Origin of the sequence: Pseudovibrio sp. WM33, from assembly GCF_001623165.1 — a bacterium.
Taxonomy (GTDB): Bacteria; Pseudomonadota; Alphaproteobacteria; order Rhizobiales; family Stappiaceae; genus Pseudovibrio.
In genome coordinates, this window is record NZ_LMCK01000126.1 from 62268 (window position 1) to 75825 (window position 13558).

At 51.4% G+C, this 13558-nt stretch carries 15 protein-coding genes and 1 riboswitch; of the genes, 12 read left to right on the forward strand and 3 right to left on the reverse strand.

Going from position 1 to position 13558, the window contains the following annotated elements; genetic code table 11:
• Nucleotides 1–536: 536 nt before the first annotated feature.
• From PsWM33_RS22270 to PsWM33_RS22290, 5 genes are all read left to right on the forward strand, one after another.
• Nucleotides 537–1163: an RNA ligase family protein gene (locus tag PsWM33_RS22270; RefSeq protein ID WP_063301675.1), complete on the forward strand. Its 627-nt coding sequence runs from the start codon at nucleotides 537–539 to the stop codon at nucleotides 1161–1163.
• A 123-nt stretch (nucleotides 1164–1286) separates the two neighbouring features.
• Nucleotides 1287–1496, forward strand: a riboswitch (cobalamin riboswitch).
• Between the two features lie 345 nt (nucleotides 1497–1841).
• The gene (locus PsWM33_RS22275; RefSeq protein WP_063301676.1) at nucleotides 1842–2624 is read left to right on the forward strand and encodes an ABC transporter ATP-binding protein; all 783 of its coding nucleotides are present in this window, start codon (nucleotides 1842–1844) and stop codon (nucleotides 2622–2624) included.
• 11 nt (nucleotides 2625–2635) lie between these two features.
• Nucleotides 2636–3574: an ABC transporter substrate-binding protein gene (locus PsWM33_RS22280; RefSeq protein WP_063301677.1), complete on the forward strand. Its 939-nt coding sequence runs from the start codon at nucleotides 2636–2638 to the stop codon at nucleotides 3572–3574.
• Nucleotides 3575–3576: 2 nt separating this feature from the next.
• Nucleotides 3577–4632 (forward strand): FecCD family ABC transporter permease, encoded by a 1056-nt coding sequence (locus tag PsWM33_RS22285; protein ID WP_063301678.1) that lies wholly within the window; start codon nucleotides 3577–3579, stop codon nucleotides 4630–4632.
• A 257-nt stretch (nucleotides 4633–4889) separates the two neighbouring features.
• Nucleotides 4890–5597, forward strand: coding sequence for a class I SAM-dependent DNA methyltransferase (locus PsWM33_RS22290; protein WP_063301679.1), 708 nt, complete (start codon nucleotides 4890–4892; stop codon nucleotides 5595–5597).
• 177 nt (nucleotides 5598–5774) lie between these two features.
• Here the strand turns inward: PsWM33_RS22290 and PsWM33_RS22295 are convergent, their stop codons facing one another.
• On the reverse strand, nucleotides 5775–6242 hold the full coding sequence (locus PsWM33_RS22295; RefSeq protein ID WP_063301718.1) for a DUF1499 domain-containing protein: 468 nt from the start codon (nucleotides 6240–6242) through the stop codon (nucleotides 5775–5777).
• A 299-nt stretch (nucleotides 6243–6541) separates the two neighbouring features.
• Between PsWM33_RS22295 and PsWM33_RS28720 the strand changes: the two genes are divergently transcribed.
• Nucleotides 6542–6910: a DUF6331 family protein gene (locus PsWM33_RS28720; RefSeq protein ID WP_275078573.1), complete on the forward strand. Its 369-nt coding sequence runs from the start codon at nucleotides 6542–6544 to the stop codon at nucleotides 6908–6910.
• Nucleotides 6911–7057: 147 nt separating this feature from the next.
• Nucleotides 7058–7696 (forward strand): septation protein A, encoded by a 639-nt coding sequence (locus PsWM33_RS22305; RefSeq protein ID WP_063301681.1) that lies wholly within the window; start codon nucleotides 7058–7060, stop codon nucleotides 7694–7696.
• Between the two features lie 83 nt (nucleotides 7697–7779).
• Here the strand turns inward: PsWM33_RS22305 and PsWM33_RS22310 are convergent, their stop codons facing one another.
• Entirely contained in the window at nucleotides 7780–8325 is a 546-nt protein-coding gene (locus PsWM33_RS22310; RefSeq protein ID WP_057463014.1) for an ActR/PrrA/RegA family redox response regulator transcription factor, read from the reverse strand.
• Between the two features lie 131 nt (nucleotides 8326–8456).
• Nucleotides 8457–9812 carry an ActS/PrrB/RegB family redox-sensitive histidine kinase gene (locus PsWM33_RS22315; protein WP_057463015.1) on the reverse strand — a complete coding sequence of 452 codons (1356 nt, stop codon included), beginning with the start codon at nucleotides 9810–9812 and terminating at the stop codon, nucleotides 8457–8459.
• Nucleotides 9813–10043: 231 nt separating this feature from the next.
• Between PsWM33_RS22315 and secB the strand changes: the two genes are divergently transcribed.
• From secB to PsWM33_RS22340, 5 genes are all read left to right on the forward strand, one after another.
• Nucleotides 10044–10553, forward strand: a complete 510-nt coding sequence (gene secB / locus PsWM33_RS22320) for a protein-export chaperone SecB (protein WP_063294263.1) — start codon at nucleotides 10044–10046, stop codon at nucleotides 10551–10553.
• A gap of 164 nt (nucleotides 10554–10717) precedes the next feature.
• Complete coding sequence (locus PsWM33_RS22325) at nucleotides 10718–11167, forward strand: hypothetical protein (RefSeq protein WP_063294264.1); 450 nt, start codon at nucleotides 10718–10720, stop codon at nucleotides 11165–11167.
• A 41-nt stretch (nucleotides 11168–11208) separates the two neighbouring features.
• Nucleotides 11209–11634, forward strand: a complete 426-nt coding sequence (locus PsWM33_RS22330) for a hypothetical protein (RefSeq protein ID WP_063301682.1) — start codon at nucleotides 11209–11211, stop codon at nucleotides 11632–11634.
• A gap of 204 nt (nucleotides 11635–11838) precedes the next feature.
• Nucleotides 11839–12354 (forward strand): hypothetical protein, encoded by a 516-nt coding sequence (locus PsWM33_RS22335; protein ID WP_153039993.1) that lies wholly within the window; start codon nucleotides 11839–11841, stop codon nucleotides 12352–12354.
• A gap of 193 nt (nucleotides 12355–12547) precedes the next feature.
• Nucleotides 12548–13348, forward strand: a complete 801-nt coding sequence (locus PsWM33_RS22340) for a protein-L-isoaspartate O-methyltransferase (protein ID WP_063301684.1) — start codon at nucleotides 12548–12550, stop codon at nucleotides 13346–13348.
• Nucleotides 13349–13558: the final 210 nt, after the last annotated feature.

The window sequence follows — 13558 nt, forward strand, 5'->3', positions numbered from 1 at the left end:
CTTCCGCTGTTTGGAAAGGTTTCGACGCCTCAAAGATGAATGTGTAATGAAAACCAGCGGTTGTCAAACTGACAGTTTTTACAAGGTTGTGGATGACGTGGTTTGCGAGGTGTTTGTGTCGTGGCTTATGCCTGAGCGTGTCGCTCTGTATCCCGGATCTGCGCTGCGCTTGTCCGGGAAGACGAGGGGCGAAGTGAGAGCCCTTTGGCGGGCGGGACGTTCGAAACCTGCAGACAGTCAAGCGGGTTTATTCCCCTCGAAAGGGTATTTTATTCACCACCCTCCCGCCCATAACAAAGGGCTTGTGCGCTTCATGCATGAGGATGGGATGAGGCAATTACTCTGTCAAACTGGTAGTTTTGACAGGGATGCAGTTAGTCGCGCTTGTCCGGGAAGACGGTGGGTGGTTGTGGTTGTTCGTTAAAGCTTGTAATCACCTCCCGATAAAAAGGAGGGGCGATGTCCTGGCTCAATGAGCATAGGAATTACAATCAGAGTTCCCTTATTAGCTTTGAAGATAAGGAGCTGCGGGATCGATGAAAAAGTATGGCCGCACCTATCACTTGCCCAGCTCTCCCGGTGTTATGAGCGATGACAAGATCCTGAAGGATTCGGCGGCTCTGGCAAGCGCCGCAGAAGTTGTCTTTACCGAGAAGATGGACGGTGAGAACACGACTATTCTGCAGAATGGATGCCATGCGCGTAGTCCTGACAGTGGGTATCATCCATCCCGTGATTGGATGAAAGCTTTTGCGGCAGGTGTTTCGCCGTGTCTTGCTGAGGATGAGCGGATTGTTGGTGAATATCTCTTCGCACAGCATTCAGTCTCCTATGACAGTTTACCCTCCTACTTTCTGGGTTTTGCCTGGATCGTTGATGGCGTCACACAAAGCTGGGATGCGACATTGGGCCGTTTTGCAGAGCTTGGCATTACCCCTGTTCCGGTGCTGCACAGGGGTTTGTTTACTCCAACCAGCGTCGAAGCTGTGTTGAATAAGTTGGATCTGAACAAGCAGGAAGGCTTTGTCGTCAGAACCACTGTGAGTTTCCAAGAGACTGATATGGCAACACATATGGCCAAATATGTGCGAGCTGATCACGTTCAGAGCGACACACATTGGATGCACGGTGAAGTCATCAAGAACAGGCTAGTGAAGGGCTAGTGGTTCCGACGCCCGCCGATCTGGATCCCGCATCGAGTGCGGGATGACGGTGGGTGGGTAAGGCTGCTATCAACAGCGTTTCAGGTTCGTTTGCGAAACCTCTTGCAATTGGGGGGCTCAATACTCAGTATGCGCACCTATGGTTTCTGAGGTGCGAAAGGCCTCGGGATTAAAAGGGAACACGGTGAAGTGTAGCCAACAGGCGCTAATTCCGTGACTGCCCCCGCAACTGTAAGCGGAGAGCGAGGCCAAGCATGCCACTGGAGAGATCCGGGAAGGCTGGCTGAGCACAGACCCGCGAGTCAGGAGACCTGCCATTATGTTTCACTTCAACCCGGGCGGGGCGTCCCGGAAGGAGGCCATAATGGTTGAATTGGCGAAAGCCTGTCACATATCCGGTTTCTGTTTGCCCCTGCCTTTGCGCGGAGGGCGTTATGTTACCTGTTTCCTCAAGACTTAAACTTTATCCCGGATCGTTTTGCGAACCGCTGATGGTCGACGCGCGTGTGCGCTTGACTTTTGCTTCAGGATTCGACAATCAATGTAACGTTATAACGTTACATTGATGATGTGTAGCGTTTCACTCAGGTGGGTTGGTACGATGCTTGATCCTGTTTCTCATCAATTGGGCACCTTCGGCTGGTTGATTGGGGCTGAGCTGCGCAAGGGTGCTTTGGCATGAGCGCGGCTTTTGTTTCTGTTCGCGATGTTTCGTGGGCACCTGATCGTAAGAGTTCGTTGGTTTTGCAGCCATTGAGTTTTGAGCTGGCTGCGGGCCAAGTGCTTGGCGTGGTTGGCGCGAACGGAGCTGGCAAGTCTACGCTGTTGCGGCTGCTCTATCGGTTCAACAAGCCGAAGAGCGGGCAGATTTGCGTTGGTGGTGATGACATCTGGTCCCTCTCCGCCAAAGTGACGGCGCAGCGGGTGGCGGCGGTGTTGCAAGAGCAGCCGACGGACTTTGCGCTGAAGGTGCGTGAGATCGTGGAGCTGGGGCGCACGCCTTATCGCAGCGGTCTGGCGGCATCTGGCGAACGCGACCGGCAGGTGGTGGACCATGCTATCCGCGCTTTGCAGCTGGATGGGCTGGCCGGACGGTTGTTTGGCACGCTTTCTGGCGGGGAGCGGCAGCGGGTGATGGTGGCGCGGGCACTGGCGCAAGAGCCAGAGCTGCTCATTCTGGATGAGCCGACCAACCATCTCGACATTCGCCATCAGCTGGAGATTCTGAAGCTCATTGAAGAGCTGGATCTGACGATCATCACCAGTTTGCATGACCTGAACATGGCGGCTGAGGTGTGTGACCAGATCCTGTTGCTGGACCACGGGCAGATGCTTGGCTTTGGGGCGCCGGAGCAGATCCTCTCCCCCGCTTTGGTTTCCAAGGCTTTTCAGGTGCGTACAACGCGCGATCAGCTGGTGGACCGACAACACTCTCTTCTGACATTCGACCTGCATTCTTAAGGGTACTTTTCATGAAAAAACTTGGTTTGGCGCTGGCTGTGGCGCTGCTTTCCTCTTCTGCTGCGCTGGCAGAGGTTTCCGTCAAGAGCTGTAACCGCACCGTCACATTTGATGGTGTGCCACAGCGGGCGATTTCCAACGATTCCAATCTCACCGAGATGATGCTGGCGTTGGAATTGCAGGACAACATGGCAGGTTACACTGGCATTTCTGGCTGGAAAACGCTGGATGCTGAATTGACTGATCAGGTGGCTGTATTGCCGGAGCTTGCTCCCAAATACCCAAGCAAAGAAGTGTTGATTGGGGCTGATGCAGACTTCTTTTTTGCCGGATGGAATTACGGCATGAAGGTTGGCGGCCCGGTTACGCCGGAAACTCTGGCACCGTTTGGGATCAAGGTTTATGAGCTGACCGAGAGCTGCATCCATATTGGCGAGAAGCCAAAGGTTTCCATGGATGACATGTACAATGACCTTTTGAACCTTGGCCGCATCTTTGACGTTGAAGAGCGGGCGGAAGCGTTGGTGCAGGCTTATCGTGAAGACCTTGCGCAGTTCAAGGCTGGCCTGAGCGCTGGCGACACGCCTCTGCGTGTGTTTGTTTATGACGGAGGTGAAGATTCTCCGTTCACTGCTGGTCGTTATGGGATGCCAACCGCGCTGATTGAGGCTGCTGGCGGCACCAACGTGACGGATACCCTGGATAAGAGCTGGGTGCGTGTGAACTGGGAGGCTGTGGTTGAGACCAACCCGGAAGTGATCGTGATTATCAACTACGGCGAAGTGACTGCTGCACAGAAGCGTGAGTTCATGCTCAACAACCCCGCCTTTGCGGATATGGATGCGGTGAAGAATGACCGGTTCGTGACGCTGGAATATGCTGAAGCAACTCCGGGCCCACGGAACATCAAGGCGATCAAGAAACTCGCAACCGCATTCTGGGGTAACTAACAATGAGCGAAGGAACCGGCGTTGTTGTAGCCTCCAAAGAGGGCTCTTCTCATCATTTGCTGCAGATTGGCTGCGTGGGATTGGCTGCGCTGGTTCTTTCTGTCTGCCTTGCGGTCTCCGTTGGGGCGGTTTCCATTTCCATGGAGACTGTATGGGGTGTTCTTGCCAACAAACTGGTGCCGGGCACGGTTGAGCCGAGCTGGTCGCTGGGGCGGGAGAGCATTCTCTGGGAGATCCGCCTGCCCCGTGCACTGCTGGCGATCATGGTGGGGGCCGGGCTTTCCATCGTGGGAGCTTGCCTTCAATCCGTCACCCGAAACCCGCTGGCGGACCCGCACCTAATCGGCATTTCAGCTGGTGGTGCGTTTGGAGCGGTGTTGGCTCTGCTGCATACGGGGCTATTTTTGGGGATGCTCACCGTGCCTTTACTGGCGTTTCTGGGCGCTCTTGGCGCAACACTGCTGGTGATTGGGGTGGCGAAGTTTACAAGCGCGACCAGCGCCGACCGTCTGGTGCTGACGGGTGTGGCGGTGAGTTTTGTGCTGATGGCAGGCGCCAATATTCTCATCTTTCTGGCAGACCCACGGGCGACGCATACTGTGGTTTACTGGATGCTGGGTGGATTGGGGCTGGCACAGTGGGGGCATCTCGCCTACCCGCTGGTGGTGCTTGCTTTATGCGGGCTCTGGCTGTGGTTTCGCGCAGGGCATTTCAACGCGATGACAATTGGCGATGAGACGGCGACAACACTTGGCATATCCGTTGGTGCCTTCCGGCTGGAAACCTTTGTGATTGGTGCGCTGATTACAGGTGTTATGGTGGCGTTCTCGGGTATGATCGGGTTTGTGGGGCTTATGGTGCCTCATATTGTGCGATTGTTCGTGGGCGGTGATTATCGGCGCCTGATCCCTGTTTCAGCGCTGTTTGGGGCAATCTTCCTGCTGCTTGCAGATGTTATTGCACGGACACTGATGAAACCAGAAGACATGCCGATTGGCATCATTACCGGGCTTATTGGTGGGGTCTTCTTTATCTGGTTATTGAGAGAAAAGCGGTAGGTCTGCCGTTTTTCAAGCACTCCGGCATCTCGTAGTTGCTGTGATATGAGCTTGAGCTTGCCGTCATCACGACACAGTTTTTTCGCGTTAGACTCATACAAGGCCCATCTGGCAGCATGGCAGAAACACGGATTTTGAAAGGTATTTACCTTTATTCCGGTTGGTTTCGGCTGCTTTTAATTATGGTTTTGTCGCATATTTCTAGGCGTTGATCAGAGGTCTTGTTCGGGAACATGTGTTTGATGCGGAGTACGTGAATGACATCTCGGTTGTATAGCGATTTTGCCGAGCAGTATGATGAGGCCATTCAGGAGAACATCTACAACGCTCTTTTAGAGCGCCCCACACTGCTTGGCATGCTGCCTCCGCTGCAAGGGCTGAAAGTTCTGGATCTTGGGTGCGGCCCCGGCGTGTATGCGCAGTTTCTCTATGATCACGGTGCCGATGTAACCTGCATTGATGAATCCGAGCAAATGCTGAAGCTCGTGAAAGAGAAGCTGGACGACAACGTTAAGTGCTACACCTCCGACTTGTCTAATGGGTTGCCGGAGAAACTGGAAGGTAAGTTCGATCTGGTGATCTGTCCTTTGATGATCCATTACGTCGAAGACCTGAACAAACTTTTCAGAGACATCGGAAACGTGTTGAAGCCGGGTGGTTACTTCGTGTTCTCAACCCATCATCCGCTGGTGGATGCACAGTGCTCTCCAAGCGGCAGTTATCTGCGTCAGGAACATGTGACGGAGGAATGGAACACCATTGGTATGCCGGTGAAGGTGAGTTTTTATCGCCGCCCACTCTCCATGCTGTTTGGGTGGCTCTCAGCTGCCGGAATGTGTGTTGTGGACTTGCGCGAAGGGATGCCTGCTGCCGAGATGAAGGAAAAATCTCCGATTCATTATGAGAAGCTGCAGAAGAACCCAAGCTTCATCTTCTTCAAATGCCAGAGCCACTGCAGCAAGTAGGCCGCCCTCCTGACCCGCTTCAGACTCACTGGCTACTTACAGTTTTGTGAGTCTCGAGGTTTCTGCGGTTTATCTCCCACAGAGTCAGTTGCGCTGTATGCAATCGGGTGGATTAATGAGTCATTTCAAGGGGATATTGACTCTACGAAACTCACAGGCGTGTTAGTTGCCTCTGAGTCAATTCTCTGCGTCAGTGAATGTGGAATAAATGCTTCTGAAACGCTCGTAGCGAGCCTTGTTGGCGCCCATATCGCTGTAGCCGACGCGAGATTGGGAGCGGTAGTGCACGACACCTGCTTCTTCATCGATCCAGAGCTCTACATCGTCGTTGTAACCCATGCTTGAGCTTGTGAAGACGGCGTGGAGGTATGATCCTTCAACCTTGCTGATCTTGTTCTTACCCATCTCCTGCAAGGTGTTGGTGAGAGCTGCCTGTGTGATATCAAAGGAGGAGAGCATGGGCAGAGGCTCCACACGGCGGGCTGTATCTTCTGTTTGAGAAGAGACGGCATTGGGGGAGTTGGGCAGAGCTGCAAACTGACCATCATGCACGCCAACATAATCCGGCACTCTGGAGTTTTGCCAAATAAGTTTTGCTGTGACGCCAACCACAAGCGCGACCAGAAGAATTGCAATAACAGCCATTTTAGAAAGACCTTTGAATATCATCGTTCCCGGATTTCCCACTTGCACAAAGCATAACTCATTCAGAGGTTGCGGGCGAAATGAAATTCTAGTGTTTAGAGTGCGACACAATCTGTTTAAGGTTGAAGGGCAAACACTCTGCCAAATATCCCTAGGTCAAAACAACTGAGTCAATTGCGCAATTTTTATGAGGAGGTATCAATCCATCAGAAAGGCTCAACCGATTTATAGAAAAGAAGAGCAAAAACACGATTTGAACTCACAATACGATTACTCTAAGAAATTAAGCATTTAAGACAATGGAAGATCATCTAATATCCCTACCAAGATATTGCGCCAACATGTGCGAAATTGAGTGCTGTGGCCTTGACGCTTGTGATTTCTCTCCAATCCACATCGCATCGTATTGCCAATCGCGCAGTATCCGATATCCGCTGCGGATCTTGACTGAGATCATCAATCAAGCAGAGACACTAAAAGCTAACTATGGATCAAGTGGCGCAAGTGGCCGAGGTATCACCCTTGCGGAAATTAACGAACGTATGTCTGGCCAAAGAGTTGATATTTTTGCAGACATGCTTTTGCATCAAGCGGCAAAAGCGAAATCCATCTTGAATGGAGATAGAACGGACAAGCGCGAGCCTGTACTCGTATGGGCTAAAGCATAATTTAGGCTGGAGCCCCTCAAAACGGCTATATCGGTGCCATAAAACTTGACGATTTTGCAATTTCGCTCTTAATTGCCCTTTTAATAGCAAAATTGCTGCTTAAATCTCTCAGGTCGGGAGAAAAGCAACAAAAGGAAGCCTTTGCAGATGAATTCAGAACGCTCTACGCAGACAACTGAGCGCCAAGACGTTTCGCCACTTTTGAAACTGGCCCTTGAGCTCGGTCCATTGGGCGTTTTCTTCATCGCCAACTCCAGAGGCGCACAGCTTGCCGAGATGTTTCCTGCATTGGGTGCTCTTGGTCAGCCGATCTTTATTGCGACGGCCGCCTTTATGGTGGCAATCACCATCTCTCTCACCGTGTCCTACATCCTCACCCGCCATCTACCCGTGATGCCGTTGGTGTCTGGTGGTGTGGTGCTCGTGTTTGGCGCACTGACGCTGTATTTGCAGGACGATCTCTTCATCAAACTCAAACCGACCATTGTGAATACCCTGTTCGGCTCTATTTTGCTGGGCGGGCTGTTCTTCGGTAAATCTCTGCTGGGCTATGTGTTTGACAGCGCCTTCAAGCTGGATGCAGAAGGCTGGCGCAAGCTGACTATGCGCTGGGGCGTGTTCTTCTTTGTACTGGCGCTGATCAATGAGTTTGTCTGGCGCAATTTCTCAACGGACTTCTGGGTGGACTTCAAAGTTTTCGGTTTCATGCCGATCACCATGGTCTTCACCATGATGCAGCTGCCGCTGATCCAGAAGCACAGCCTTGAGAGAGAAGAGAAGAGCTAAAGCTCCCCCTCTTTCTTACATGCAGACAAAATTAAAGCGCGGTTTGAGCCGCGCTTTTGTATTTCTGTAGCCTAGGCTCTGGATTAGCGCGGTGCGCGCTTTGCCAGGATGCGCTGAAGCGTTCTGCGGTGCATGTTCAAGCGACGAGCTGTCTCTGAAACGTTGCGGTCACACAGTTCGTAAACGCGCTGGATATGCTCCCAACGAACCCGGTCAGCAGACATTGGATTGTCTGGTGGTGGGGCTTTATCGTTTGGACGGCGGGTCAGCGCTGCCAGAATATCATCAGCATCAGCTGGCTTTGCGAGATAGTCAATGGCACCAAGCTTTACTGCTGTTACAGCAGTTGCGATGTTGCCATAGCCGGTCAGGATGATTGCGCGCGCGTCCGGCTTTTTCATGCGGATGGCTTCAACCACGTCCAGACCGCTGCCATCTTCGAGGCGCATGTCTACGACAGCATAATCAGGTGCCTGTGCTGCAACTTTACTCAGCGCTTCTCTTACGCCGTCAGCGGTTTCCGTGTGAAACCCTCGTTTCTGCATCGCACGTTCCAAGCGCTGCTGGAAAGCACGATCGTCATCAACGATTAGAAGGCGTCCAAGAGGTGCAACTTCTGGTTCTGTCATTTTGCAGGTCCGATTAATCTACGGTATTCACAGGACACTTTAGTATATTTTTCAGTTAAGGGAAGTTCCCATGGGCTTTTATAGCCAGATTTCGCTAAAGTATTTTTACTAGGATACCTAGAGATTTACTCTCAGGATTCTGGAGTTTGCGCTCCCTGATCCATAGTTTCACGTAGCCAGCGTATATGAACCAAAGCTCCGCGGTCAGGATCTTTTCGATTATGAAAATTCACTCTTCCGCCAGAGCGCTCCAGCAATGTTTTGGCAATGAAGAAGCCAAGACCCAAGCCACCGCCTGACTGGCGTTCTGCTTCGTCGTCAAATTCTTCTTCACCATCCTCTGAAATTGCAGGTGCAGAGCGTTTGGAAACATAGGGCTCGCCCATTCTGGCAAGCACGTCCGGCGCAAAGCCTGGGCCGTCATCCAGAATGAAGATTTCGACGTGCTTATCATCCCACTTCGCTTCGAAAAGAACGGTGGTTTCTGCGAAGTCTACGGCGTTTTCGAGTAGGTTGCCGAGGCCATAGCTGATGGCAGCGTCACGGACGCCGACGGGTTCTGGTCCGACGCCTTCAGCCTTGATATTGATTTCAATGCCGAGACCTCGGTGCGGCTCAGATACATCTGCCAGCAACAGCGAAATAGGCATACGCTGGAACACCTGATCAGCATCACTGGACAGGCTTGTGAGCTTCTTCAGAATTTCACGACAACGCGCGGCCTGAGAATAAACCAGCTCAGCATCTTCACGCAGTGGGTCGCCCTTCTCAAACTCAGTGGAGAGTTCTTTGGCCGTCAGATAGATGGTGCCCAGCGGTGTGCCGAGTTCGTGCGCGGCAGCTGTTGCAAGGCCGTCCAGCGCGGACAGATGCTTCTGGTGCGCCAGGACCATGTCACTGGCCGCCAATGCATTGGAGAGCTGGCGAGCTTCTTCTGCAACCCGCAAAGAGTATGTTGCCATGAAGAACATGGAGCACATGAGCGAGAACCAGACGCCGACAAGGTAGAGCGGTGGCAGATCAATCTGCGTGCCATCATACCATGGCAGCGGCATATGGAACGCGGTGAGCAGCGTGACAACTGCACCGGCCAGCGCGCCGAGAATGATGGTGTTGCGGGAAGAGAGCGCGGTTGCAGAGACGACAACAGGTGCAAGAATGAGGAAACAGAACGGGTTGCCCAGACCACCTGTGAGGTAGAACAGACCACCGAGCTGAATGATATCGTAGGCCAGCTGAGCTGCTGCTGCATTTTTGGAAATGCGCGTGCTTGATGGCCAGCGAATTTTGAGGATGACATTGAGCCAGGCGGATGCGGCCACCAAAACGTAGCTGTAACCGATGGGCAGCGGGAAGTTGAGCAGATAGTGCACCACAAGCAAAGAGACAGTTTGTCCTGCCACTGCCAACCAACGCAGGCGCACAAGCGTATCCAGCTTGATCTGCGGGTCTAACAGTCGCGACTGCCCTTCCGGTGTGCTCATCATTTAATCTTGCTCCAATATGTCACAGATGCCCTTCATAAATCACAGGTGATCCACTTGCCAATGGGTTATGTGGCAGAACTATCTTGTTTTGCCGCTGAAATGTTAGCATAGCCTTGTATCCGCCTCTGGGGCATGCTAGCCACCATCTAGTTGCGCAGGTACGGCAAACAAACACTTAAGAGTGACAGTGTGTTGTACCAGTGATTGTTATTGCGACACGGGAAAAACGATATGAGTGAAGCTAATACTGCTGGTGAACAGGGTGAAGCAGCTGCACCAGGCATGAACATCCTGGCTCAGTACATTAAAGACCTTTCTTTTGAAAACCCAAATTCTCCAAAGTCTCTTCAGCCAGGTGAACAGCCAAAGCTGGACATCAACGTAAACGTTGGTGCGAACCCAATTGGCGAAGACCAGTTCGAAGTTATTATTACTCTGAACGCAAAAGCGAACACTCCTGAGCAGGTTCTGTTTGCTGTTGAACTCGTTTACGGTGGCGTATTCCAGATCACCGGTGTTCCTCAGGAGCATATGCACCCGTTCATCCTGATCGAGTGCCCACGCATGCTGTTCCCGTTTGCTCGCAACATCCTTGCAGACACCACACGCAATGGCGGCTTCCCACCACTGCTGCTCGATCCAATCGACTTTGCAGCTCTGTACCGTCAGAACCTCGCTCAGGCTGCTGCTGCTCAGCAGGCACCTGCTGCAGGCGAAAACGGCGAAGCAAAGCCAAACTAAGAATTTTAAGTTTCCGGCATTCCGTCGGTACTTTGACAAAGCCACGTTGGATTCCAGCGTGGCTTTTGTTTTGCCTGCAATTCGATATTTCGATCTAGGAAGATATTTATGTTCGCCGCCTAGGATCTCTGCGATAAACGGAGAGAGGCCTCAAGAGACTTAAGATGCGGCATCCAAACTTACGAAGTATCGCTGGTGCTCTGGGCATTGTTGCCCTCATGATGACACCTGTTGGTTCCCTGGCTCAGGACGAGCCGGAAATTGCCGGCCCTGAAGACTGGCACGCCTACAGCTTTTCAGCTGAGCAGATCACCGGAGACATTATTCTGGCTCCCGGGACGATCGAGATGGGCAAATCTGGAATTCTGACAATCACGGGCGTTGAAGGGTATACCCCCAACCTCTTCTCCTTCACTGGTGCAACGTCTCTCGACCTGCCAGAGGGCAAAGTTTTCTGCGAGAAAGACGTCGATAAAGGTTTCATGATCATCGACCGGTCGCAGCCAGATTTTCTCGTGATTGATGTCTTCGGAGGTGATGTACCGCCTGAAGCTGGCAAGAGCGTTGATCAGCAAGCCGGGTTCTGCGGCTCGTTTACCTACAACAAGTCGTAGGGCAACCCACGCCCTGACTGTTTCAATCAAGGTAGTTCCAAATGAAAATCAAGATTACTTCTGTCTTTCTGGGCTTGTCTCTCGCTTCCATTCCGCTTGCTTATGCTGGCGGGGCTCCTGATAAAAAATGGGGTGCCTCCAGCACCACCGCGACGAGTATTACCGGTGATATCGTCGTGGGGATGACCTCAATCACTATGGCAACAGGAAGTGTGTTGCATATTAAGCCTGTAACCAGCGAAGTTCCCAATCTCTACCGCTTTACGGGCGCTGATATGCTCATGCTGATCCGTGACAACAATCTCTGTTTGCCAGACACGACAGATGGCTATCTCGTTCTCAGCTACCCAAGCAAGAACATGCTGGCAATCGATGTTTTTGACGGAGACATGCCGCCTATTACGGTAGAAGGCATGGAGAGCCAATCCAACTTCTGCGCTTCTTACAGCTATGAAATGCCTGGATAAAACTTCACATTGCACCCAAATAAGCGCTGTGCAAAATACGGAGCCTCTGATCAGGCGAGCCGGGTTCTGCGCTTCCTATTACTACCATAAGTCTTAGATTTTGCACTTTAGGTTGCATATGCATGTATAGAACATAAGATGGTCCGCAATTTCACGGACCGTCTCATCGGTCAATTTGCATTTATCTGACCGAAATATTGATTTATGAAAACACCAGAAGAACCAGCAGGACAGCCTCGTCCTGACATCGCAATGTTCAGTGTCAGCCGTGCTGAACTAATCCGCACATACCTATGCTATGCTTTTATTGTCCTGTCCTCAAAGGCCCTGCTAGCTTTACTACATGAATACGTCATCTCAATCGTTACTGAGACAGAAATATTCGATCTACTTATTAAAAAATTCCTCCTCTCCTGTGTAATTATATTTTCTTTTCTAGGATTTATTTCTGCACCAAAGAAAATAAGTCTTATAATATTTGTCTTTATTTATTTTGGAATTACATTTGCCATCGGTTTTTACGGCTTACTCTTTTCATTGTACTATCCGCTTACGCTTACATTTCTTTTGGAAAAAGATCAGGTAATAAACTGGCTTCTCAATTCTCCTTTCGTTGAAAACTCTATTTATATCCCATTGATTGGATATGGCCTTTACCAAGTTTGGCGGGCTCCCTCTGCGAAGAAGCTTGCAAGCCTTGGGACCAGCTCCGCGCAATAGGGCTCCGTTAAAGTTTGGACCCTTATTTCAACTGGTCTTCAATTGCTCTTGGGAAAAGTTAGTCTGTCCTGGAGTTTGTGGCACTCACGTGCTGCGCTCTAATATTTGATTTGAGTAGACCGATGCGGTTTGATTGAATCCGGTCACATGGGTCATGCTTTATCTCTTCTCTTGAGGCGGCGGTTTTTCTGCGATGTCTGAAAACGCATACGCGCAAGAAGTTTGTTACAATTTGCGCGGTGGGAACCGGGCATTGCTGATGGATGCGTTTGCCACTGTTCGCAAAGAAGGTTTCCTCTTTCCCCCTCCATGGCGTGTCGCTATCACAACGCAAGGGTATGGCCGCAGGGCGGTTCTGGAGGATCCAGAGGACCTTTATCAGGACATGCTGGTAGAGCTTGTGCACGAGGCCAATATCAATACTGGTCAGCCGTCTTTATGGGCGCAGATCTTCAACTGGTCAGACCTCAAGCCGGGTATGGCGGTTTTTGAGTCAGGTTCTGGCCTTGGTTATTTCACTGCCATCATTGCTCATGTGGTTGGCGCTGAAGGCGTTGTCTACTTCGATGAACCGCATGACAAACTGCATGATCCGTGTCGTGAGAATCTGGCGTCCATTGCGAACGTTCATGCAGATTACAAAGGCGCACCGTTAGATCGGGTCTATCTTTGCTATGGCACAACAACGATCCCGGCCCAGCTTTATCTCAATACCAAGCTGCGGGGGCAAATCGTGTTTCCCTTTACCAATGACTGGGGGCATGGCTTCTTTATCAGCTTGAAGAAGAAAAAGAAGACGTGCGAGCTGAAGGTCAGCTCCCCGTGTGCATTTGTTGTCAGCCACACATACAAGAACAGTCCGTTTACAGACGATTTTGGCGAGCTCTATGACATGACGGTGGACATCAGCTTGGTTGAGCAAGCGCTGAATGATGACGTGCTGGACGTAGCGAAAATGATCCATCTGGTGCTCGAAGCCAGGTCGAACTCTTAGAGCACATCGCGCTCCAAAATCTTTAGTGCAGCGACTTCTTGTAGTTTGACTGAAGCCAATCAGACACAACGCGCTTTGGCCATTATGCCGCACGGGAATTCTGCTTGCCAAACACCCGGTAGCTCTATAAGCTCATAGATGTTGCACAAGAGTGTGATGCCCGAAACGTAACCAAAGGAGGTATTTGATGATTGTAATAAAGGTGCCTCA

Excerpts from the sequence above, each read along its gene's own strand:
- PsWM33_RS22285 (WP_063301678.1), top strand. The coding sequence starts at position 3,577 with ATGAGCGAAGGAACCGGCGTTGTTGTAGCCTCCAAAGAGGGCTCTTCT.
- PsWM33_RS28720 (WP_275078573.1), top strand. The coding sequence starts at position 6,542 with ATGGAAGATCATCTAATATCCCTACCAAGATATTGCGCCAACATGTGC.
- PsWM33_RS22280 (WP_063301677.1), top strand. The coding sequence starts at position 2,636 with ATGAAAAAACTTGGTTTGGCGCTGGCTGTGGCGCTGCTTTCCTCTTCT.
- secB (WP_063294263.1), top strand. The coding sequence starts at position 10,044 with ATGAGTGAAGCTAATACTGCTGGTGAACAGGGTGAAGCAGCTGCACCA.
- PsWM33_RS22275 (WP_063301676.1), top strand. The coding sequence starts at position 1,842 with ATGAGCGCGGCTTTTGTTTCTGTTCGCGATGTTTCGTGGGCACCTGAT.
- PsWM33_RS22305 (WP_063301681.1), top strand. The coding sequence starts at position 7,058 with ATGAATTCAGAACGCTCTACGCAGACAACTGAGCGCCAAGACGTTTCG.
- PsWM33_RS22315 (WP_057463015.1), bottom strand. The coding sequence starts at position 9,812 with ATGATGAGCACACCGGAAGGGCAGTCGCGACTGTTAGACCCGCAGATC.
- PsWM33_RS22270 (WP_063301675.1), top strand. The coding sequence starts at position 537 with ATGAAAAAGTATGGCCGCACCTATCACTTGCCCAGCTCTCCCGGTGTT.
- PsWM33_RS22310 (WP_057463014.1), bottom strand. The coding sequence starts at position 8,325 with ATGACAGAACCAGAAGTTGCACCTCTTGGACGCCTTCTAATCGTTGAT.
- PsWM33_RS22325 (WP_063294264.1), top strand. The coding sequence starts at position 10,718 with ATGCGGCATCCAAACTTACGAAGTATCGCTGGTGCTCTGGGCATTGTT.
- PsWM33_RS22335 (WP_153039993.1), top strand. The coding sequence starts at position 11,839 with ATGAAAACACCAGAAGAACCAGCAGGACAGCCTCGTCCTGACATCGCA.
- PsWM33_RS22340 (WP_063301684.1), top strand. The coding sequence starts at position 12,548 with ATGTCTGAAAACGCATACGCGCAAGAAGTTTGTTACAATTTGCGCGGT.
- PsWM33_RS22330 (WP_063301682.1), top strand. The coding sequence starts at position 11,209 with ATGAAAATCAAGATTACTTCTGTCTTTCTGGGCTTGTCTCTCGCTTCC.
- PsWM33_RS22290 (WP_063301679.1), top strand. The coding sequence starts at position 4,890 with ATGACATCTCGGTTGTATAGCGATTTTGCCGAGCAGTATGATGAGGCC.
- PsWM33_RS22295 (WP_063301718.1), bottom strand. The coding sequence starts at position 6,242 with ATGGCTGTTATTGCAATTCTTCTGGTCGCGCTTGTGGTTGGCGTCACA.